This is a genomic window from Rhodococcus mengyinensis, from assembly GCF_048381435.1.
GTDB classification, from domain to species: domain Bacteria; phylum Actinomycetota; class Actinomycetes; order Mycobacteriales; family Mycobacteriaceae; genus Rhodococcus_F; species Rhodococcus_F opacus_D.
On record NZ_JBLWIT010000133.1, the window covers coordinates 89,529 to 111,397 of the forward strand.

Annotated in this window: 18 protein-coding genes; 7 read left to right on the top strand and 11 right to left on the bottom strand. The window is 68.9% G+C overall.

Annotated elements, in window-relative coordinates; all coding sequences use genetic code 11:
- Window positions 1-132: 132 nt before the first annotated feature.
- The 5 genes from gap (at window position 133) to ppc (ending at window position 6,332) form a co-directional block, all read left to right on the top strand.
- The gene (gene gap, locus ACNJ7E_RS31540) at window positions 133-1,152 is read left to right on the top strand and encodes a type I glyceraldehyde-3-phosphate dehydrogenase (RefSeq protein ID WP_005241784.1); all 1,020 of its coding nucleotides are present in this window, start codon (window positions 133-135) and stop codon (window positions 1,150-1,152) included.
- Window positions 1,153-1,169: 17 nt separating this feature from the next.
- Window positions 1,170-2,381 carry a phosphoglycerate kinase gene (locus ACNJ7E_RS31545; RefSeq protein WP_280782161.1) on the top strand — a complete coding sequence of 404 codons (1,212 nt, stop codon included), beginning with the start codon at window positions 1,170-1,172 and terminating at the stop codon, window positions 2,379-2,381.
- A gap of 3 nt (window positions 2,382-2,384) precedes the next feature.
- The gene (tpiA, locus tag ACNJ7E_RS31550) at window positions 2,385-3,170 is read left to right on the top strand and encodes a triose-phosphate isomerase (RefSeq protein WP_280782160.1); all 786 of its coding nucleotides are present in this window, start codon (window positions 2,385-2,387) and stop codon (window positions 3,168-3,170) included.
- A gap of 125 nt (window positions 3,171-3,295) precedes the next feature.
- Window positions 3,296-3,529: a preprotein translocase subunit SecG gene (gene secG, locus ACNJ7E_RS31555; protein WP_005241788.1), complete on the top strand. Its 234-nt coding sequence runs from the start codon at window positions 3,296-3,298 to the stop codon at window positions 3,527-3,529.
- A gap of 46 nt (window positions 3,530-3,575) precedes the next feature.
- Window positions 3,576-6,332 carry a phosphoenolpyruvate carboxylase gene (ppc, locus tag ACNJ7E_RS31560; protein ID WP_317567312.1) on the top strand — a complete coding sequence of 919 codons (2,757 nt, stop codon included), beginning with the start codon at window positions 3,576-3,578 and terminating at the stop codon, window positions 6,330-6,332.
- 321 nt (window positions 6,333-6,653) lie between these two features.
- Here the strand turns inward: ppc and pgl are convergent, their stop codons facing one another.
- From pgl to tkt, 5 genes are read right to left on the bottom strand one after another with little or no spacing between them, the layout of a single operon-like run.
- Window positions 6,654-7,397, bottom strand: coding sequence for a 6-phosphogluconolactonase (gene pgl, locus ACNJ7E_RS31565; RefSeq protein ID WP_005564790.1), 744 nt, complete (start codon window positions 7,395-7,397; stop codon window positions 6,654-6,656).
- The gene (gene opcA, locus ACNJ7E_RS31570; protein ID WP_009480448.1) at window positions 7,390-8,301 is read right to left on the bottom strand and encodes a glucose-6-phosphate dehydrogenase assembly protein OpcA; all 912 of its coding nucleotides are present in this window, start codon (window positions 8,299-8,301) and stop codon (window positions 7,390-7,392) included. The genes pgl and opcA overlap by 8 nt, the downstream gene beginning before the upstream one ends.
- A complete protein-coding gene (zwf, locus tag ACNJ7E_RS31575) occupies window positions 8,302-9,846 on the bottom strand; it encodes a glucose-6-phosphate dehydrogenase (RefSeq protein WP_054248525.1) in 1,545 nt (514 codons plus the stop codon).
- A 3-nt stretch (window positions 9,847-9,849) separates the two neighbouring features.
- A complete protein-coding gene (gene tal / locus ACNJ7E_RS31580) occupies window positions 9,850-10,974 on the bottom strand; it encodes a transaldolase (protein ID WP_280782158.1) in 1,125 nt (374 codons plus the stop codon).
- 6 nt (window positions 10,975-10,980) lie between these two features.
- Complete coding sequence (gene tkt, locus ACNJ7E_RS31585) at window positions 10,981-13,089, bottom strand: transketolase (protein ID WP_317567311.1); 2,109 nt, start codon at window positions 13,087-13,089, stop codon at window positions 10,981-10,983.
- Between the two features lie 216 nt (window positions 13,090-13,305).
- On the opposite strand from tkt, the gene ACNJ7E_RS31590 reads away from it, so the two are divergent.
- Window positions 13,306-14,289, top strand: coding sequence for a heme o synthase (locus ACNJ7E_RS31590; protein ID WP_280782156.1), 984 nt, complete (start codon window positions 13,306-13,308; stop codon window positions 14,287-14,289).
- A gap of 59 nt (window positions 14,290-14,348) precedes the next feature.
- Here ACNJ7E_RS31590 and ACNJ7E_RS31595 read toward each other — a convergent pair whose 3' ends face one another.
- On the bottom strand, window positions 14,349-15,314 hold the full coding sequence (locus ACNJ7E_RS31595) for a quinone oxidoreductase family protein (RefSeq protein WP_283332357.1): 966 nt from the start codon (window positions 15,312-15,314) through the stop codon (window positions 14,349-14,351).
- 80 nt (window positions 15,315-15,394) lie between these two features.
- Between ACNJ7E_RS31595 and ACNJ7E_RS31600 the strand changes: the two genes are divergently transcribed.
- Window positions 15,395-15,760: a hypothetical protein gene (locus ACNJ7E_RS31600; protein WP_005565772.1), complete on the top strand. Its 366-nt coding sequence runs from the start codon at window positions 15,395-15,397 to the stop codon at window positions 15,758-15,760.
- Here ACNJ7E_RS31600 and ACNJ7E_RS31605 read toward each other — a convergent pair.
- The 5 genes from ACNJ7E_RS31605 to mptB form a co-directional block, all read right to left on the bottom strand.
- Window positions 15,757-16,719 carry a COX15/CtaA family protein gene (locus ACNJ7E_RS31605; protein WP_283353660.1) on the bottom strand — a complete coding sequence of 321 codons (963 nt, stop codon included), beginning with the start codon at window positions 16,717-16,719 and terminating at the stop codon, window positions 15,757-15,759. The genes ACNJ7E_RS31600 and ACNJ7E_RS31605 overlap by 4 nt on opposite strands.
- Before the next feature lie 69 nt (window positions 16,720-16,788).
- A complete protein-coding gene (locus tag ACNJ7E_RS31610) occupies window positions 16,789-18,234 on the bottom strand; it encodes a hypothetical protein (RefSeq protein ID WP_418341777.1) in 1,446 nt (481 codons plus the stop codon).
- Window positions 18,231-19,031: an ABC transporter permease gene (locus ACNJ7E_RS31615; protein ID WP_105418530.1), complete on the bottom strand. Its 801-nt coding sequence runs from the start codon at window positions 19,029-19,031 to the stop codon at window positions 18,231-18,233. Before ACNJ7E_RS31615 ends, ACNJ7E_RS31610 begins: the two co-directional genes overlap by 4 nt.
- Window positions 19,028-19,972, bottom strand: a complete 945-nt coding sequence (locus ACNJ7E_RS31620) for an ABC transporter ATP-binding protein (RefSeq protein WP_037203409.1) — start codon at window positions 19,970-19,972, stop codon at window positions 19,028-19,030. Before ACNJ7E_RS31620 ends, ACNJ7E_RS31615 begins: the two co-directional genes overlap by 4 nt.
- Window positions 19,973-19,978: 6 nt before the next feature.
- Window positions 19,979-21,763 (bottom strand): polyprenol phosphomannose-dependent alpha 1,6 mannosyltransferase MptB, encoded by a 1,785-nt coding sequence (mptB, locus tag ACNJ7E_RS31625; RefSeq protein WP_411194543.1) that lies wholly within the window; start codon window positions 21,761-21,763, stop codon window positions 19,979-19,981.
- Window positions 21,764-21,869 lie beyond the last annotated feature (106 nt).

Below are 21,869 nucleotides of genomic sequence, written 5' to 3' on the forward strand. Positions count from 1 at the left end.
GCGCGCGTGCCGCGCGCACTAGGGTTAGAGCCACATCGACCGATGAAACCTCGCGCCGACCACCCGTCGGTGGTGTCGTAGCGGCGCGGGAGCAGAGCTGCACAACCAGAATCATGCGCAAAGGAGCAGATTGTGACTGTCCGGGTAGGCGTAAACGGTTTCGGCCGTATCGGACGTAACTTCTTCAGGGCGGTGGATGCGCAGAAGGCGCTCGGAACCACCGACATCGAGATTGTGGCGGTCAACGACCTCACGGACAACGCTACGCTGGCGCATCTCCTGAAGTACGACTCCATCCTGGGTCGTCTCCCGCACGACGTCTCGCTCGAGGGTGAAGACACCATCGTCGTCGGAAACCAGAAGATCAAGGCACTCGCCATCAAGGAAGGCCCCGCGGCGCTTCCCTGGGGTGACCTGGGCGTCGACGTCGTCGTCGAGTCCACCGGCATCTTCACCGACGCAGCCAAGGCGAAGGGCCACCTCGAGGCCGGCGCCAAGAAGGTCATCATCTCCGCCCCGGCCAAGGGCGAGGACATCACCATCGTGATGGGCGTCAACGACGACAAGTACGACGGCAGCCAGAACATCATCTCCAACGCCTCGTGCACCACCAACTGCCTCGGCCCCATCGCCAAGGTGCTCGACGACGAGTTCGGCATCGTCAAGGGCCTCATGACCACGGTCCACGCCTACACCCAGGACCAGAACCTGCAGGACGGCCCGCACAGCGACCTGCGCCGCGCCCGCGCCGCCGCGCTGAACGTGGTCCCCACCGGCACCGGTGCCGCCAAGGCCATCGGCCTGGTCCTCCCGCAGCTGCTCGGCAAGCTGGACGGCTACGCGCTGCGTGTCCCGATCCCCACGGGCTCGGTCACCGACCTCACCGCGAACCTGAAGAAGTCGGCCAGCGTCGAGGACATCAACGCCGCGATGAAGGCTGCCGCCGAGGGACCGCTCAAGGGCATCCTGAAGTACACGGACGCCCCGATCGTGTCGTCGGACATCGTCACCGACCCGCACAGCTCGATCTTCGACTCCGGCCTCACCAAGGTCATCGACGATCAGGCCAAGATCGTGTCCTGGTACGACAACGAGTGGGGTTACTCCAACCGTCTGGCCGACCTCATCGGTCTCGTCGCCAAGTCTCTCTGAGCAAAGGTTCGGTAACAGTGGCAGTTCAGACTCTCGACGACCTGCTGAGCGCTGGGGTCGAGGGGCGCGCCGTGCTGGTGCGCTCCGACCTCAACGTTCCGCTCGACGGTGACCGGATCACCGATCCCGGACGCATCATCGCTTCCGCGCCGACGCTGAAAGCGTTGGCGGAGGCGGGCGCCAAGGTCATCGTCACCGCCCATCTGGGTCGCCCCAAGGGCGAGCCCGACCCGCAGTACTCCCTCGCACCGGTGGCGGTGAAGCTCGCCGAGGTACTGGGACGCAACGTCCAGCTCGCCGGCGACGTCGTCGGGCAGGACGCTCTGGCACGTGCCGAGGGGCTCACGGACGGCGACGTTCTCCTGCTGGAGAACATCCGCTTCGATCCGCGGGAGACCAGCAAGGACGAGGCCGAGCGGACGAAGCTCGCCAAGGCCCTGGTCGAACTCGTCGGCGACGACGGCGCGTTCGTGTCCGACGGATTCGGTGTCGTCCACCGCGCGCAGGCGTCGGTGTACGAGGTGGCCAAGCTGCTCCCGCATTACGCGGGCAGGCTCGTCGAATCCGAGATCAAGGTGCTCGGCAAGCTCACCGAGGAGCCCGAGCGGCCGTACGCGGTCGTGCTGGGTGGGTCCAAGGTGTCGGACAAGCTCGCGGTGATCGAGGCGCTGGCCCCCAAGGTCGACACCCTCGTCATCGGTGGCGGCATGTACTACACGTTCCTGGCGGCGCAGGGCGTGTCGGTCGGCAACTCGCTGTGCGAGGAGTCGATGATCGACACATGCAAGGCGCTGCTCGAGCAGTACGCCGACGTGATCCACATCCCGCAGGACGTGGTCATCGCCGATTCGTTCTCGGCGGACGCCGAGTCGAAGATCGTTTCGGTGCTCGAGATCCCGGACGGCTGGATGGGCCTCGACATCGGACCGCAGTCGGTTCGCCGGTTCGCGGCGATCCTGACCAGCGCGAAAACCGTCTTCTGGAACGGCCCGATGGGCGTGTTCGAGTTCGAGAAGTTCGCCGCGGGCACCAAGGGTGTCGCCGAGGCGATCATCGAGGCCACCGGGAAGGGCGCGTACAGCGTCGTCGGTGGCGGTGACTCCGCCGCGGCGGTCCGCCAGCTCGGTCTGCCCGAGGACGGGTTCTCGCACATCTCCACCGGCGGCGGCGCCTCCCTCGAGTACCTCGAGGGCAAGGAACTCCCCGGCATCGCAGTTCTGGAGGGCTGAGGCATGGCACGGAAGCCGCTGATCGCCGGCAACTGGAAGATGAATCTGAACCATCTCGAGGCCATCGCGCTGGTTCAGAAGATCGCCTTCTCGCTCCCGGCGAAGTACTTCGACAAGGTCGACGTGACGGTGATCCCGCCGTTCACCGACATCCGCAGCGTGCAGACCCTCGTCGAGGGCGACAAGCTCCTGCTCACCTACGGTGCGCAGGACGTGTCGGCCCACGATTCGGGTGCGTACACCGGCGAGATCAGCGGCTCCATGCTGGCCAAGCTTGGCTGCACGTTCGTCGTCGTCGGGCACTCGGAGCGCCGGACCCTGCACTGCGAGGACAACGACACCGTGCTGGCCAAGACCAAGGCCGCGCTGAAGAACGGGATCACCCCGATCGTCTGCATCGGTGAGGGCCTCGACGTCCGCGAGGCCGGCGAGCACGTGTCCTACAACGTCGAGCAGTTGCGAGGCTCGCTCGCCGGACTGTCCGCCGAGGACATCGCGAAGGTCGTCATCGCGTACGAGCCGGTGTGGGCCATCGGAACCGGCCGCGTGGCCAGTGCCGCGGACGCGCAGGAAGTCTGCGCCGCGATCCGCGCCACGCTCGGTGACCTGGCCTCGCCGGACGTCGCGTCCGGTGTCCGCGTTCTCTACGGCGGCAGCGTCAACGCCAAGAACGTCGGCGAGATCGTCGGTCAGACGGATGTGGACGGCGCCCTCGTGGGCGGCGCCTCACTGAAGGCCGACGAGTTCGCGACGCTGTCGGCGATCGCCGCGGGCGGACCTCTGCCGTAAGGCGCCTTCGGCGCCCGTGCGCCTTTCCGGTACCTACAGCTACCGGAAAGGCGCACGGGCGCGGAGCGCCTGTAGGGTGTACGAGGTCGTTGTTGTTCCTACTGGATGGGTGGACGTAGACAGACATGGAACTGTTCCTGGATATCCTGCTGGTGGTCACCAGCTTGCTGCTGATTCTGCTGGTGCTGCTGCACCGCGGTAAGGGCGGCGGTCTGTCCAGCCTGTTCGGCGGCGGCGTCCAGTCGAGCCTGTCCGGTTCCACCGTGGTCGAGAAGAACCTCGACCGCCTCACCGTCTTCACCGGCCTGATCTGGCTGATCGCGATCATCGGCATCGGCCTGGAGATCAAGTTCGGCTGATCGGCTTCATCATGCAGACGGGCCGTCATCGGTCGATACTGGATGAATGATCGAAACCCCACGTGAGGCCACTGAACCACTCCGCGAAGACATTCGGCTCCTGGGCGGCATCCTCGGTCAGATAGTGCGGGAACAGGCCGGGGACAGCGTCTTTGACCTCGTCGAGAAGGCCAGGGTCGAATCGTTCCGGGTTCGTCGTTCGGAGATCGACCGCGCAGATCTGGCGGACATGTTCACCCAGGTGTCCACGAGCGACACCATTCCTGTCATCCGGGCCTTCAGCCACTTCGCCCTGCTGGCCAATCTCGCCGAGGACATCCACCGCGAACGCCGGCGTGCCGTCCACGTCGCCGCCGGTGAACCCGCCCCCGACAGCACCCTGACCGCCACGTTCGCCAAACTCGACGCTGCGCACCTCGACAGCACCGTCGTCGCGGACGCGTTGCGCGGGGCGCTCGTGTCGCCGGTCATCACCGCCCATCCCACCGAGACCCGCCGCCGGACGGTGTTCGAAACCCAGTCCCGCATCACCGAACTGATGCGCTACCGCGAGCGCACCGCCCTGACCGAGAATGAGACGGCCGACGTCGACGTGCGGCTGCGGCGGCAGATCCTCACCCTGTGGCAGACGGCCCTGATCCGGTTGTCGCGGTTGCGGATCCAGGACGAGATCGAGGTCGGGCTGCGGTACTACGACGCGGCACTGTTCGAGGTCGTCCCGAAGATCAACGCCGAACTGCGCGGCGCCCTGCGATCGCGGTGGCCGGACGCGGATCTGGGCCGGGAGCCGATACTGCGCCCCGGCTCGTGGATCGGCGGAGACCGCGACGGCAACCCGTACGTCACCGACGAGGTGGTCCGGCAGGCCACCACCCGTGCCGCGGCCACCGCCCTCGAGCATCACCTCGGGGAACTCGAGACGCTCGAGCGCGAACTGTCCATGTCGGCTCGCCTCGTCACCGTCACGCCCGCGCTCGACCTCCTGGCCGCGGCGTCGCAGGACGATTCCCCGTTCCGCGCCGACGAGCCCTACCGGCGCGCGATTCGGGGTATCCGGGGGCGTCTCACGGCCACCGCGCACCGCATTCTGGGTGAGGCACCCGATCACGGGCTCGACCTCGGGCTCGCACCCTACGACACCCCGCGGCAGATGCTCGACGAACTCGACGTCGTCGACGACTCCCTGCGGCGCGGAGGTGACGGCACCATCGCCGACGACGGGCTGGCGAACCTGCGGGACTCGGTGGAGGTGTTCGGTTTCCACCTTTCCGGACTGGACATGCGGCAGAACTCGGACGTGCACGAGACGGTCGTCGCCGAGCTGCTGGCGTGGGCGGGCGTGCACGCCGACTACCCGTCGCTGTCGGAGGACGAGCGGGTGGAGTTGCTGTCGGCGGAGCTGTCGACCCGGCGCCCGCTGACCACCGCGAACGCGGAGTTCAGTGAGCTGACCGCGAAGGAGCTCGCCATCCTCCAGGCAGGCGCCGACGCGGTCCGGACACTCGGTGCGGGCGCCGTGCCCAACTACATCATCAGCATGTGCACCTCCGTCAGCGACATGCTCGAGGCCGCGGTGCTGCTGAAGGAGGTGGGTCTGCTCGATCCCGGATCGGGGGAGGCGCCGTCCTGTCCGGTGGGCATCGTGCCGCTGTTCGAGACGATCGAGGACCTGCAGCAGGGGGCCGCCACCCTCGAGGCCACCCTGGAGGTGCCGATCTACCGGGCCCTGGTGGCGTCGCGCGGCGACTCGCAGGAAGTGATGCTCGGGTACTCCGATTCCAACAAGGACGGCGGCTACCTGGCGGCCAACTGGGCGCTGTATCGCGCGGAGCTGGATCTGGTGGACGCTGCCCGCAAGACGGGAATCCGGTTGCGGCTCTTCCACGGTCGCGGCGGCACCGTGGGTCGCGGCGGCGGACCCAGCTACGAGGCGATCCTCGCGCAACCGCCCGGCGCGGTGGCCGGGTCGCTGCGGATCACCGAACAGGGCGAGGTGATCGCCGCCAAGTACGCGGAACCTCGCCTCGCGCAGCGCAACCTGGAAACGCTGCTCGCCGCGACCCTCGAGGCCACCCTGCTCGACGTCGAGGGCCTCGGCGACGACGCCGAACCGGCGTACCGAATCCTCGACGAGCTCGCTGCGCTGGCCCGCCGCGCCTACGGCGAATTGGTGCACGAGACACCCGGATTCGTGGAGTACTTCGAGATGTCGACTCCGGTCGCGGAGATCGGGGCCCTCAACATCGGCAGCCGCCCAGCCTCACGGAAGCAGACCACGTCCATCTCCGACCTCCGGGCGATCCCGTGGGTGCTGTCGTGGAGTCAGTCCCGGGTCATGCTGCCCGGGTGGTACGGCACGGGTGCGGCGTTCGAGGAATGGACGCAGGGCGACCCCGAGCGGGTGGCCACGCTGTCCCGCCTGTACGAGAAGTGGCCGTTCTTCCGGACCGTGCTGTCGAACCTGGCGATGGTGATGTCGAAGTCCGACATGGGTCTCGCCGCCCGCTACGCGGAACTGGTTCCCGACGAGGAACTCCGCCGACGGGTGTTCGGCAAGATCGCCGAGGAACACGAGCGGACCATCCGGATGTACAAGGCGATCACCGGGAACGACACCCTGTTCGCCGACAACCCCGGTCTGGAGAGGTCGGTGCACAACCGGTTCCCGTACCTCGAACCCCTCAACCACCTGCAGGTGGAACTGCTGCGCCGCTACCGGGCCGGGGACGACAGTGATCAGACGCGCCGCGGCATCCAGCTCACGATGAACGGGCTGGCGACCGCGCTGCGCAACAGCGGGTAGCCGGACGGCTTCCTTCGCCCCGCGAGAACTGCGTGAACTTTCTTGCGGGGCGGGGGAACCGAACCGTCCGTCGCTGCGTCAAAACGGGAAAGAGCACGAACGTTTCCGAGACGAATTGGGGCGACGGATGAGGCGCTGCGCGGGCAACCCGGACCATTGGCGCGGGGGAATCGGACGGCGGGGGACGAGCACGGCAAGCCCCCGTCGTGCCGGTCGGATCGTCCCCGAATGCCGGGTCACCCGGTCACCGGTCGAGCGGGACCCTCGGTCGCCCGCCGGGTTACCGGCGGACGACGACGAGGACCCCGTCGGATGAGGGCGTCAGTTCGGCAGCCGGGACGCGGCCGACGTGTCGAGCAGCCACCGGGTCGCCGACAGCCCGCGGGCCCCGGACGCCGGGATCTCGACGGGGGGAGCGCCCGCGATGGCGGCGGCCACGGCCTCGGCCTTCGCGTCACCCGACACGACCAGCCACACCTCGTCGGCGTGCCGGACGGCGGGCAGGGTCAGCGTGACCCGCACCGGCGGCGGCTTGGGGGAGTCCGTCACCGCGACCACGAACCGGTGCTCCTCGCGGACCGCGTCGGTGTCGGGGAACAGCGAATTGACGTGTCCCTCACCGCCCATGCCGAGCAGGTGGACATCGAACACCGGGACCTGCTTGCCGCCGGCGTGCGCCCCGAGTACCTGCGCGTACGCGACGGCGGCCGCCTCCGGATCGTTCTCGTAGATGCCGTCCGCGACGGGCATGGTGTGCACCCGGTCGGGATCGACGTCGACGTGGTCGAGCAGCGCGGCCCGCGCCTGCACGTCGTTGCGTTCCGGGTCACCGGCCGGCAGGAACCGCTCGTCACCCCAGAAGATGTCGATCGCACGCCAGTCGATGTCGCCCGGGTTCTCCCGGACCTTCTCGAGCAGGCCGATCCCGGTGCCGCCGCCGGTGAGGACCACCGACGCCGTGCCGCGGTCCTTCTGGGCGGCGACGACGGTGTCGACGAACCGCTCCGCGGCCTTCGTCACCAGCGTGTCGGTGTCGGGGTGGACCTCTACGTGGATGTCACTCATACGTCACCTTCGTCAGCCCGGCGAGTGCGGTCTCGTAGACCTCGTCGGGGTCGAGCCTGCGTAGTTCTTCGGCCAGGCACTCGCTCGTTTCCCGCCTGCGGAGCGCGACCCGCGCATCGGGCTTGCCGGTGCGCGACAGCGTCGCCGTGGTACCCGTCTGGGGGCGGCTGATGGTCAACGCACCACCGTCGGCGAAGTTGATCTCCACGAACAACGGGCCGACCCGCCGGGTGACCGGGACGTCGACGCGGCTCGCCAACCACCCCGCGATCATGTCGACGGCGGGTTCGTCCACCAGTCCGGACACCACCGCCGACGTGATCGGCGAGTGCGGCGGCTGGTCGACGGCCGAGGTCAGGAGCGCACGCCAGTAGGTGATGCGACTCCAGGCCAGGTCCGAGTCACCGGACGAGTACGACGCCAGGCGGCTCTTGATCTCCGCGGCTGGATCCGCGCGATCGGTCGCGTCGGTGATCCGTCGGATCGCGAGCTTGCCCACCGGATCCTCGGCGGGAACCTCCGGGGCGGTCTCCGGCCACCACACGACCACGGGAGTGTCGGGGAGGAGGAACGGCACCACCACGCTGCTCTCGTGGTCGGCGAGTTCGCCGAAGAGGCGGAGCACGACGACCTCCGACGCGCCGGCGTCGCCGCCGACGCGGATCTGCGCATCCAGGCGGGGTTCCGCGTCACGGGACCCCCAGGCGACGACGATGACGCGGCACGGATGCTCCCGGCTCGCCTCGTTGGCGGCGTCGATGATGTCCTCCGAGTACTCACTGTCGCGGGTGCACACCACCAGCGTGAGTACTCGTCCCAGGGTCACCGCGCCGCCCGTCTTGCGCAGCTCCACCAGTTTCTTGTTGACCTGTCCGGTGGTGGTCGCGGGAATGTCGGTGATCATCTACGGCCTTCTCCATTCGCGACCGGTGCGGTGCATCATTTCGTCTGCCGACGGCGGGCCCCACGTGCCGGCCTCGTACGGTTCCGGCCTGCCGTCCGCGGCCCAGTGCTCGAGCACGGGGTCGAGGATTTCCCAGGACAGTTCCACCTCGGCGTTCACGGGGAACAGCGAGGGCTCACCGAGGAGCACGTCGAGGATGAGGCGCTCGTACGCCTCGGGCGACGACTCCGTGAACGCCTGACCGTAGCTGAAGTCCATGTTGACGTCGCGGACTTCCATGCTCGACCCCGGCACCTTGGACCCGAACCTCATGGTCACACCCTCGTCCGGCTGCACCCGGATGACGAGGGCGTTCTGCCCCAGTTCCTCGGTCATGGTCTGATCGAACGGCAGATGGGGTGCGCGCTTGAAGATCACGGCGATCTCGGTGACCCGACGTCCGAGCCGCTTCCCGGTGCGGAGGTAGAACGGCACCCCCGCCCAGCGGCGGGTGTCGACCTCGAGGGTGATCGCCGCGAACGTCTCCGTGGTCGAGTCCTTCGAGAACCCTTCCTCCTCCAGCAGACCGACCACCCGGGTACCGCCCTGCCAGCCGCCCGCGTACTGGCCGCGCGCGGTGGTCTCGTCGAGCGGCTGGGCGAGCCTGGTGGCGGAGAGCACCTTGATCTTCTCCGCCTGCAACTCGGACGGTTCGAAGCTGATCGGCTCCTCCATCGCGGTGAACGCGAGGAGTTGCAGCAGGTGATTCTGGATGACGTCGCGTGCCGCCCCGATGCCGTCGTAGTACCCGGCGCGTCCACCGAGACCGATGTCCTCGGCCATGGTGATCTGGACGTGATCCACGTAGTGGGCGTTCCAGATCGGATCGAACAACTGGTTCGCGAAGCGCAACGCCAGGATGTTCTGGACGGTTTCCTTGCCGAGGTAGTGGTCGATCCGGAAGACCGTGTCCTCCGGGAAGACCTCGTTCACGACCGCGTTGAGCTCACGTGCGCTCTCGAGGTCGTGACCGAACGGCTTCTCGATGACCACCCGACGCCACTGGTCGTCGTTCGACTGCGCGAGACCGGCCTCGGACAGCTGCTTCAGGACGACCGGGAACGCGTCCGGCGGAATCGCGAGATAGAACCCGTGATTGCCGCCGGTCCCGCGTTCGCGTTCCAGCGTCCCGAGAGTGTTGGCCAGTTCCTGGAAGGCCGCCGGGTCGTCGAAGGTGCCCTTGACGAAACGCAGGCCCTCCGATAGTCGCTCCCAGACGTCCTCCCGGAACGGGGTGCGGGAATGGTCGCGGACGGCATCGTGGACGATCTTGCCGAAGTCCTCGTCCGACCAATCCCTGCGGGCGAACCCGACGAGAGCGAACCCGGGCGGCAGCAGACCACGATTGGCCAGATCGTAGATGGCGGGCATCAACTTGCGCCGGGCCAGGTCGCCGGTGACACCGAAGATCACCAGCGCACACGGCCCGGCGATGCGTGGTAGGCGCTTGTCCCTACCGTCGCGGAGTGGATTGACCCAATCGTCTGACGCTGCGGGCTCGCTCACGTATCAGCTCTTCTGCCCTGCTGCGCGCAACTGCTCCGCGGTGGCCTCCAGGAGCTCGGTCCAGGACACCTCGAACTTGTCGACGCCCTCGTCCTCGAGGACCTTGAACACGTCGGTGAGATCGATGCCGACGGCGCTGAGCTTGTCGAACACCTCCTGCGACTCGACCGCGGTGCCGGAGACCGTGTCGCCGGCGACCTCACCGTGATCGGCGAACGCGTCGAGGGTCTTCTCGGGCATCGTGTTCACGGTGTTCGGAGCCACCAGTTCGGAGACGTACAGGGTGTCGGGATAGTCGGGGTTCTTGACTCCGGTCGACGCCCACAGCGGGCGCTGCGGGCGGGCACCGTCAGGCAGCAGACCCTGGAACCGCGGCTGCACCTCGAAGATCTGCTGGTACGCGGCGTACGCGAGGCGGGCGTTGGCGAGCGCCGCCTTGCCGCGCAGCTCGAGAGCCTCGGGGGTGCCGATCTTGTCGAGCCGCTTGTCGATCTCCGTGTCGACGCGGGAGACGAAGAACGAGGCCACCGAGTGGATGCGGGACAGGTCGTGACCGGCCGCCTTCGCGGCCTCGAGGCCGTCCAGGTAGGCGCCCATGACGAGTTCGTAGCGTTCCACGGAGAAGATCAGCGTGACGTTGACGCTGATGCCCTCGCCGAGCACCTTGGCGATGGCCGGGATACCGGCCTCGGTGGCCGGGATCTTGATGAACAGGTTGGGGCGGTCGACGATCTTCCACAGTTCGACGGCCTGCGCGACCGTCTTGTCGGCGTCGTGCGCGAGGCGCGGGTCGACCTCGATGGACACCCGGCCGTCGACGCCGTGGCTCGCCTCGAACTGCGGGGCGAGGACGTCGCAGGCGGCGCGCACGTCGTCGGTGGTCACCGTGCGGATGGTGGCCTCGACGTCGGCGCCGCGCTCGGCGAGCTCCCGAACCTGTGCGTCGTAGACGTGGCCCTTGCTCAGTGCGGCCTGGAAGATCGACGGGTTGGTGGTGACACCGACGACGGACTTGGTCGCGACGAGCTCGGCGAGGTTGCCGGACTCGATGCGGTCACGGGAGAGGTCGTCGAGCCACACCGACACGCCTGCTTCGGAGAGCTTCTGGAGGTTGGGGTTCTGAGTCATGGCGGTCTATCCCTTCACGCGTGCGAGTGAGCGCTGTGCGGCGGCGGTGACGGCTTCGGCGGTGAAACCGAACTCGCGGAACAGGGTCTTGTAGTCGGCGGACGCGCCGAAGTGCTCGATGGAGACGATTTCGCCCGCGTCGCCGACGAAGCGGTACCAGGGCATGGAGATGCCGGCTTCGACGGAGACCCGAGCCTTGACCGTCGGGGGGAGGACACCGTCGCGGTAGGCCTGGTCCTGGGCGTCGAACCATTCGACGCAGGGCATGGACACCACCCGGGTGGGGATGCCGTCGGCCTCGAGGGTCTCGCGGGCGGCGACGGCGAGCTGCAGCTCGGACCCGGTGCCGATGAGCACGACCTCCGGTGCCCCGGTGGAGGCGTCGGCGAGGACGTAACCGCCGCGGGAGACACCCTCGTAGCTGGTGCCCTCGAGGACGGGCAGGTCCTGGCGGGTCAGGGCGAGGCCGGCGGGAGCGCGGGTGGCTTCGTCGGCGCCCTTCTCGAGGACGGCGCGCCAGGCGTGGGCGGTCTCGTTGGCGTCGCCAGGCCGCACGACGTACAGGCCGGGGATCGCGCGCAGCGCGGCGAGGTGCTCGATCGGCTGGTGGGTGGGCCCGTCCTCACCGAGTCCGATGGAGTCGTGCGTCCACACGTAGGTGACCGGGGTCTTCATGATCGCGGCGAGCCGCACGGCGGGACGCATGTAGTCGCTGAAGACGAGGAAGGTGCCGCCGTACGGTCGGGTCGGTCCGTGCAGCGCGATGCCGTTGAGGATCGAGCCCATGGCGTGTTCGCGGACCCCGAAGTGCAGGGTGCGGCCATAGGGCTGGGCCGTCCACATCCGGGTGGAGATGGCCTCGGGACCGAAGGAATCGGCACCCTTGATGGTGGTGTTGTTGCTCTCGGCGAGGTCGGCGGAGCCGCCCCACAGTTCGGGGAGCACCGGTCCGACGGCGTTCAGAACGGCGGCGGACGCCTTGCGGGTCGCGACGCCCTTGGGATCCGGCTCCCAGGTGGGGAGCACGTCGGCCCAGCCGGCGGGAAGGTCGCGGCCGATCAGACGGTCGAGGAGCTTCTTACCCTCGGGGGCGCGCTGCGTCCACTCGTCGTACTGGGCCTGCCACTCCTTGTGTGCCTGCGCGCCGCGCTCGACGACCTTGCGGGTGTGGGCGATGACCTCGTCGGCGACCTCGAACGTCTTGTCCGGATCGAAGCCGAGAGCCTTCTTCACGGCCGCGACCTCGTCGGCACCGAGGGCGGCGCCGTGCGCCGCGCCCGTGTTCATCTTGGTCGGGGCGGGGAAGCCGATGATCGTGCGGAGCAGGATCAGCGACGGCTTGTCGGTGACCTCGCGGGCCTTGTTCAGGGCCTCTTCGATGGCGACGACGTTCTCGCCACCCTCGACGATCTGCACGTGCCAGCCGTACGCCTCGTAGCGGGCGGCGGTGTCCTCCGACAGCGCGATGGCGGTGTCGTCCTCGATGGAGATCTTGTTGTCGTCGTAGATCAGCGTGAGGTTGCCGAGCTGCTGCACTCCGGCGATGGAGGAGGCCTCGGAGGTGACGCCTTCCTCGATGTCGCCGTCGGAGGCGATGACGTAGATGTGGTGGTCGAACGGGCTGTCGCCGAGGGCGGGCTCGGGGTCGAAGAGGCCGCGCTCACGGCGGGCGGCCATCGCCATGCCCACCGCGGAGGCGAGGCCCTGACCGAGCGGTCCGGTGGTGATCTCGACACCGCGGGTGTGGCCGTGTTCGGGGTGGCCGGGGGTCTTCGAGCCCCAGGTGCGCAGCGCCTCCAGGTCGTCGAGTTCGAGACCGTAGCCGGCGAGGTACAGCTGGATGTAGAGGGTGAGGCTGGAGTGCCCGCAGGACAGCACGAACCGGTCGCGGCCGATCCAGTCGGCGTCGGTGGGGTCGTGGCGCATGACGCGCTGGAAGAGGGTGTAGGCGAGGGGGGCCAGGCTCATGGCCGTGCCGGGGTGGCCGTTCCCGACCTTCTGCACCGCGTCCGCGGCGAGCACCCGGATGGTGTCGACGGCCTTGGTGTCCAGGTCGGTCCAGTCGGCGGGGTGAACCGGTTGCGTGAGGACGTGGATGTCGTCTGTGATCGACACGGGCAGAAGTCTCCTGACATGGGTGAACGTGGAGCCTGAGGATGCGTGGGCCTCTTGTGCGACTCCAGCCTAGTGTGCGGTCGTATCCGGGTCGATTCGGTTCGCGCATTGCGGCGGTCTACCATCGTTTGTAGTAGACGGCCGGCCGTCGCGAAGGACTTCGGGAGCAGTCGCCGGCATTCGGATGTGGAATTACGCGTGGTGCGAGGAGAGAACGTGCGGACAGGGCATCAGCCGAGCGGACACGGCTTCGGCAGCCCCAGCCCCGCCCCCCGCGCGACCGACACCGGTACGGTGCTGGGTCGCGTCACGGGCAAGGTCCTGGCCTACATCGCATTGACCAAGCCGCGGGTGATCGAGCTGCTGCTGGTCGCCACCATCCCCGCGATGCTGCTGGCGGACCGCGGCAACGTCGACATCGCGCTGATCCTCAGCACGCTGTTCGGCGGATGGATGGGCGCGGCGAGCGCGAACTCGCTCAACTGCGTCGTCGACGCCGACATCGACAAGGTCATGAAACGCACCGCCCGCCGGCCGCTGGCCCGCGACGCGGTGCCGACGTCCCACGCGTTCGTGTTCGGCATGACTCTCGGTGTCGCGTCGTTCCTGTGGCTGTGGTGGCGGGCCAACCTGCTCGCCGGCTGCCTGGTCGTCCTGACCATCGCGTTCTACGTGCTCGTATACACGATGGTGCTCAAACGCCGGACCTGGCAGAACGTGGTCTGGGGCGGCGCCGCGGGCTGCATGCCCGTCATGGTCGGCTGGTCGGCAGTCACCGGGTCGCTGAGCTGGCAGCCCATCGTGCTGTTCCTGGTCATCTTCTTCTGGACGCCGCCGCACACGTGGGCCCTCGCCATGCGGTACAAGGAGGACTACAAGGCGGCCGGTGTCCCGATGCTGCCGGTGATCGCCACCGAGGAGCACGTCACAAAGCAGATCCTGCTGTACAGCTGGGCGATGGTGATCACGTCCCTCGCGCTCGTCCCCGCCGCGGGCGTCGTCTATGCCGCCGTGACCCTCGTCGCGGGCGCCTGGTTCCTGCTGATGGCCCACCAGCTGTACCGCAGCGTCCGCGGCGGAGCGGCCGTGAAACCGCTCCGCCTGTTCCTGCAGTCCAACAACTATCTGGCCATCGTCTTCGTCGGTCTCGCCGTCGACTCCGTGCTCGGACTGCAGACCGTCGGCAGCCTGCTGAGCTGACCTTCCGCGTCAGGTCCTCAGTTGACGCTCCGCGTCAGGGCCTGAGTTGACGCTCCGCGTCAGGGCACCAGCACGATCGATCCCGTCGTCGCACGCGCCTCGAGGTCGCGGTGCGCGTCCTCGGCCCGCTCGAGCGGGTACTCCGCGCCCACCCGGACCGTCAGCGAACCGTCGGCCAAGGCGGAGAACACGTCTCCCGCCCGCCACGTCAGTTCCTCACGGTTGCGGATGTGGTGCGCGAGTGTCGGCCGGGTGAGGAACACCGAACCGGCCGGATTCAGCCGTTGCGGATCGAACGGCGGCACCGGGCCACTGGCCGCACCGAACAACGCGACCGTCCCACGGATCCGCACCGACGCGAGACTGGCCTCGAACGTGGACGCGCCGACACCGTCGTAGGCGGCTGCGACGCCTTCGCCGTCGGTCAGTTCACGCACCCGGGCGGCGACGTCGTCGTCGTATCGCAGCACCTCGTGTGCGCCGGCGTCACGGGACAATTGTTCCTTGGCGTCGGAGGACACGGTGGTGATCACCCGCGCGCCCAGCGTGGTCGCCATCTGGGTCAGCAGCAGACCGACTCCGCCCGCTCCGGCGTGGACGAGGACGGTGTCGCCGGACTGGATCGGGTAGGTCGAGTGGGCCAGGTAGTGGGCGGTCATTCCCTGCAGCAGAGCGGAAGCGGCCTGCGGGGCGGGCACGGAGTCGGGGACGGTGATCGCGGCCGCCGCGGGGACGACCACCTTCTCGGCGTAACTGCCGGGGGCGGAGCACCACGCCACCCGGTCACCGGGAGCGATACCGGTCACGTCGCCGCCGACGGCCTCCACGACTCCGGAGCCCTCGTCTCCGGGAATGTAGGGCAACGGCCGCGGGTACAGCCCCGTCCGGAAGTAGGTGTCGATGAAGTTGATGCCGATCGCCTCGGTGCGAACCAGAAGATCCGTCGCTCCGATCCGGGGTTCGGGAACCTCCGCCGGTTCGAGGACGTCGGGACCACCGAGACGGGAAACCTGTATAGCGCGCATGGATTCAGTTCTACACGGCGAGTGTCGCCGATCGGAGCCTGGCGGACACGACGCCGCTACCGCCCAGTATTCTCGGGGTCATGAGTACCGACACCCACGCGGATCAGGCGCCCGCGAGCCCGGCGCCCTCGCTGCCGTCCCACACGGTCGACGCGATCAAGAAGTTCGTGGCCGAGCACGGCGGTTCCGCCAGTGCCGTCATCCAGCCGATCGGACTCGCCGGCGTCCGCATCACGCTCGTCGGAGCCGACGGCATCCTCGGTGACCAGGTGGTCAAGGATCTCGCCACCGCGAACGCCGTCGTCGCATCCTTCGACGACGTCACCGTCTCGGAGTGGGATCGCGCGATCACCAGCATCGTCACGCCCCGCAAGGGTCACTTCCAGAAGATGGCCGGCTGGGTCGCGCGGCAGACGCGGTTCCCGAAGGCGCGCAACGAGCGCTAGACGCTCGCGGTGTCCGGCTGCGTGACGTACTCGCGGGTGCGTCCCGCAGCCCATACCGCCGCGGTGGCCGCGGTGCACAGCCCGGCACCCGCGACATGGACTGCCACCAGGGCCGCGGGAACGTCCGTGAAGAACTGGACGAGTCCGACCAGCGCCTGTGCCACCACCAGTGCGAGCAGAACCTGCACGCGGATCTTCACCGCGCGGGTGGCGCCCACGGCGTACAGGCCGAAGCACAGGCCGACCAGCAACGCCAGGTAGCCCACCAGCAGCTGGGCATGCAGGTGCACGAGCGTGACGATCTCCACCTCGAGGCGCGGAACCACGCGGTCGAGACTCTTGTCTCCCGCGTGCGGTCCGGCGCCCGTGACCAGCGTTCCGGCGGCGAGCACCCCGGCCAGCGCGACACCCGACAGCGCGGTGAGCCACCGCAGCGGGGCGGGGATCACGTCGATCGCCGGCGCGTCGTCGGGTTCGCAGATCTTCGCGTACATCACGGTCGCCAGCCACACCATCGCCATCGACGCGAGCAGGTGTACCGCCACCGTCCACCACAGCAGTCCGGTGAGCACCGTGACACCGCCGATGACGGCCTGCACGACGGTGCCGAGAGGCATCATCCACGCGTAGACGAGGACCTCTCGACGACGGCGGGCGCGGGTGACCGCGAGAACGATCAGAGCCGCGGCCACGACGACGACGAACGTGAGCAACCGGTTGCCGAACTCGACCGCCTGATGGACGACGGCGACCTCGCCGTGCCCGACCGGCACGAAACTGCCGGGGAAGCACTGCGGCCAGGTGGGGCACCCGAGGCCGGATGCGGTCACCCGCACGACGGCCCCGGTGACGGCGATACCGCCCTGCGTGAGGATCACCGCGAACGCGATGACACGCTGCACGGTCAGCGACGGAAGGGGGAGACGGTCTACCAGGCTCAGAAACCCGCGATACAGCACGACGTCGATGGTAGAGGGCCGTCAACTACAGCGTGTCGTTGGGCCGGTGGCGGCGCGCTCGACTCCGTGCTACTCGCCGCGAATCCGCAGGATGCCGGTGACCGTGCCCTGCCAGAAGTCGCCGGTGTCGGTGACGAGTCCGGACATCTGCAGAGTGTCGTTGACCGCGGTGCCGGGGAGTGGGCTGGTGTGCTCGACCGAACCGTCCGCCGGATCGATCACCGCGAACGAGAAGCCGTCCAGGGGCGTGGTGACGTCGAACCCGTGACGAATCACGGTGTACAGCAACCCGTCACCGGTCGAGAGATGGGGTACCGCGGCGCTGCGGACGTCGTTGCTCCACACCTGGTGGCAGCCGATCGGGTCGATGTCGACACGGGTCATGCCGCCGGTGAACGGGGCGTTCGTCGGCACCGCCGGGCCCGCGCCGTCCGGAACCGCGGGATACGGGTAGCCGTACGTCCCCGCGACATACACCGAATTGGCTATACCGATCGGCGAGTTCTCGCTGCCGCCCGGGCTGCCGAGCACCGGAAGGGAGCAGATCTCGTCACCGGAATCGGCGCGGAAGACCCGAAGACTCACCTGCGGGTCGGCGTTGTCGACGATCGCGACGAAATCGCTGCCGGTCGACGGCCCGAAGTAGGTGGGGGTGGATCCGGTGCCGTGGCTGAGTTGCCCCGGCTTACGGTCCGGGCCGCGGTCGTAGTCGCGCCGCCAATCCACCCGCACCGCCCCGTCGCGGAACGTGAACTGGTACAGGGCATGCGTCGTCGCGACCGCGGTGCCGGCGGGCGAGGTGGAGATGCTGTTCTGGACCTGTTCGCCCGCGGCCAACGGCAGAGCATGCGCGACGCCGGCGCGATCCACGGCTCCGACGACACCGCCACCCGTGGCGAACCAGACGTTGCCCTGCCAGTCCGGTGTCAGTCCGGTCACGGTGTCACCCGGCGGAACACTGCCGGACAGGTCGACGCGCGAGTCGACGGTGATCCGCCAGCGGCCTTCGGGATCCTGCGAATGTCCGAGGCGCAGTAGCTGACGGTTGCCGTCCACCACGACCAGCCGGTTGTCGTTGTCGAGGAACGCGTACACGCCGCCCAGGAGGCTGCCCTTCGCCAGCGCGAACGTGGCGAGCGAGCTGCCGAACGGGGCCGCGGGGGCGGCGGGATCGATGAGGTGAACGGTCGGGACCTGGCCGGCCACGGACGTGCACAAGGCGACGACGAGCCGGTCGGAACCCTGCAGGAGGGTCGGGCACGCCGACACCAGCGGGTACGCGGACAGGGTGAACGGGCCGGTCCCGGGACCGGGCAGCGGAGTCACGTCGGTGGACCCCGCGTCGCCGTGCATCGTGGACGTGCCGGCGGGTCCGAGGAACGGGTTCGGCGCGGCGGGCGGACCCCACTGCGGTGCGGCGCCCGCGGGCAGGGTGCCGCAGCCGAGGACGGCGAGCAGGACTGCCAGAACGGTGCCGACGCTGCGGGCGCGCCCGGCTGCGGGACGGCGGATCACGTGAATCGGAACGTCCGGGCCGCCAGGGCTCCCGCGGCCGCACCCCAGACGACGAGGACCACGACGCTGAGCAGATCCACCGACCCCGACAGTGCGGCGTCGAGCGCGTGCGCGAGCGCACCGGACGGGATCAGCCGGGCCCCGGTGTGGAGGAGCCAGGGCAGCTCGCCGGTGGCGAACACCACGCTGCCGACGCCGACCATGACGAACCACAGGATGTTGGCCAGCGCGAGGACGATGTCGGCACGGAGGGTGCCGCCGAGCAGCAGTCCCATCGCCGCGAACGTCACGGTGCCCAGGGCGATGATCACGGCGCCGAGAACCAGTCCCCACGCACTCGGACGCCAGCCGAGCGCCAGCCCGATCGAACCGAGGAGCACCGACTGCAGGGCGACGACGATGACCACGGCGGCGCTCTTCCCGGCGATGATTCCCCACGTCGGCAGGGGGGTGGCGCCGAGCCGCTTGAGCGCCCCGTACCGGCGGTCGAAGCCGACCGCGATGGCCTGGCCGGTGAACGCGGTGGACATCACCGCCACCATCATGACGGCGGGGACCACCTTGTCGACCCGCGACGTTCCGAGGTCGCCGATGGGCAGCAGACACAGGCCGATCAGCAGTGTGATCGGGATGAACATGGTCAGCAGCAGCTGTTCGCCGTTGCGCAGGAGCAGTTTGAGTTCGAGCGCGGTCTGGGCCCGCAACATGACCGCCGCGCCACTCGGGCGGGGGTCGGGCGCGAACGTGCCCGGGGCGAAACGATTCTCCGTCAGACGGTCGCTGGTGCTCATCGTCATCCCCTCAGTTCCCGGCCGGTGAGTTCGAGGAAGACGTCCTCGAGGCTGCGCTGGTCGACGCGGATATCGCTGATCAGGGCATCCAGATCGGCGCACCACGACGCGACCGACGCCACCACCTTCGGATCGATCGGCCCTTCGACGAGGTAGGTGCCCGGTCCGGACTCGGCCACCCGGAAACCGTCGGGGAGGGCTCTCGCGAGGGGCTCGGTGTCCAGACCGGCGGGCGCGCTGAGCCGCAACTGGCCCTCGGCGCCGCGGCTGGTGACCTCGGCGGGCGTGCCCGCCGCGACGATCGACCCGTGGTCGATGATGACGAGCCGGTCCGCGAGCTCCTCGGCCTCGTCCATCAGGTGCGTCGTCAGCAGCACACTGACGCCGTCGCGGCGCAGGGCGTCGATCAGTTCCCACACGAGCAGGCGGGCCTGGGCGTCGAGTCCGGCGGTGGGTTCGTCGAGGAAGACCAGTTCCGGCCTGCCGACCAGCGCGCAGGCCAGGGACAGGCGCTGCTGTTGCCCGCCCGACAGCCTGCGGTAGGGGGTGCGACGGGAATCCTCGAGTCCGAGGCTGCGCAGCAACCAGTCGGGGTCGAGGGGGTCGGCCGAGTAGGCGGCGACGAGGTCGAGCATTTCTCCGGCGCGGGAACCGGGGTAGGCGCCGCCGCCCTGGAGCATCACACCGATCCGGGCCCGGACGGCGCCGGCATCCGCGACGGGGTCGAGTCCGAGGACGCGGACGGTGCCGCTGTCCGGGCGGACGAAGCCCTCACACATTTCGACTGTGGTCGTCTTACCCGCGCCGTTGGGACCGAGCAACGCGACCACCTGTGCAGGTTCGACGGTGAGATCGAGTCCGTCGACGGCCCTCACACCGTCGAAGGTCTTCACCACGCCTTCCAGGCGTACAGCAGGTTGCGCCGATCCGGGCGTTCGCGAGGTCACGGGGAATCAGCGTAAGCCCTGGCCTGGTGTGACCCGGCCGGTGCCCCGGCTTTCCGCGTCGGCGTCGTCCCGGGGCGGATATTGGGTGTCCGGCACGGTCGGCTGCTGCTCCGAACCGACCCGCCACGGCAGCCGGTTGCGGGTGATCACGATCAGCGTTCCGGCTGTGAAGATGGTGGCGATGGCGGCCTGCACGATGACGAACGGCTGGTACTCGCCGCCGTTCGGCATCAGGATGACGCTGACGATGGACGAGAAGACGATGGCGGGGACGCGGAACGCGGGTGCCGTGGCCCAGGCGGCGAGCGGCAGGACCGCCCACAGCAGATACCAGGGCTGCACCACGGGAAAGAGGAGGACGACCGCGCCGAGGGACAGCCCCAGCGCGCCGACCGCGTGGATGCGGCCGACGAGCGTGGCGACGAGCATCCGCAGTGTGATGAACGCCGCAGCGACGGCCGCGATCGGCCGGGTCAGGCTCAGCACCGCCGTCGTGTGGTCGCCGAGGCCCAGCAGGACCCCGGCCAGTCCGGTGCCCAGCCCGAGGAGCGTGGGGATGGACATCCAACTGCGGACCGCGTTCGCAGTGCCGAGGGTGTGTACCCAGCCGATGCCGAGTCCGCTGGACGTGCTGATGGCGAGGGTGACCACCAGGGCCACCCCGCCGAGCAGGGCGGCCGCGGTGAGCACCGCTTTCGGGGTTCCGCCCCATCTCCGGGCGAGCGCCATCCCGACGAATCCCAGCGCGAGGAGGGAGGGGATCTTGATCGTCGACGACAGGGCGATGAGTGCCGCCCCCGACAGCAGGAGGAGGAGAGATTGCCCGCGGATCGGCTCCGATCGTTCGACGGCCCGCAGCGCCAGCTCGATCCCGGCCAGCATGAGGCCGAGCATCAGAGCCTCGTTGTGAATTCCGGCGACCAGGTGGAACAGCAGCAGGGGGTTGGCGGCGCCCAGCCAGAGGGCGCTGACCTCGGCGACACCGCAGCGCCGCGCCAGCCGGGGGAGTGCCCACACGATCATCGCCACACCGGCGAGGGCCAGCAGCCGGTGCAGGAAGATCCCCGCGACGATGTTCTCGCCGGTCAGCCAGCTGATTCCACGCCCCATCCAGAGGAACAGCGGCCCGTACGGCGCCGGGGTGTCGCGCCAGATCGTCGGCACGGTCCGGGTCAGGACGTGATCGACCCCGAGCGCACCGGCGGGACCGATCGCGTAGGGATCGAGCCCGCGGGCCGCGATCTCGCTCTGCGCGAGGTACGAGTACACGTCCTTGCTGAACATCGGCGGCGCGACGGACAGCGGGATGATCCACAGCAGCAGGGTGCGGTCGAGCTGAGACCGGTTGAGGCGACGCACGGCCCCGGACTGCAGGCTGCCGATCGCGAAGCGCCCGAGGAGTAGCCACGCGAGCACGATCATCACGGTGCCGGTCATGGTGAGCGTCAACGCGACGCTGGGGATCCGGGCGGGAAGCCCGATGACGCGAAGCCCCTGGACCGGGTTCTGCAGTACCGGCTGGGCGCCTGCGCCCAGCGCACCCACCGCCATCAGGACGGTTCCGGTCGCACCGAACCGGCGGATCCCGCGGAGCTGCGCGGTTTCCTGTTCGTTCAGCCCCGCGGTTTCCGGCTCGTCGCCGTGCAACGCGGCCGCCACCGAGGGGCGCGGGGAGCGGCCGTCGATGCCCAGCGCCCGGCGGGCGAGCTCGGCCGGATGTCGGAGAGCGGCGCGAGCCGTGAAGGTCGGCTCCGCGCGGGTCGGCTCCGGGTTCTCGGGGGTCTGCGGCACACAGGCAGCGTAGCGGTGCGCCGAACACAACCGGTTCGGCCAGTATTCCCGGGCCCGGGCGGCACATAATCACAGGTGTAAGGCAGGGCACCCTTAGTAGACCTGC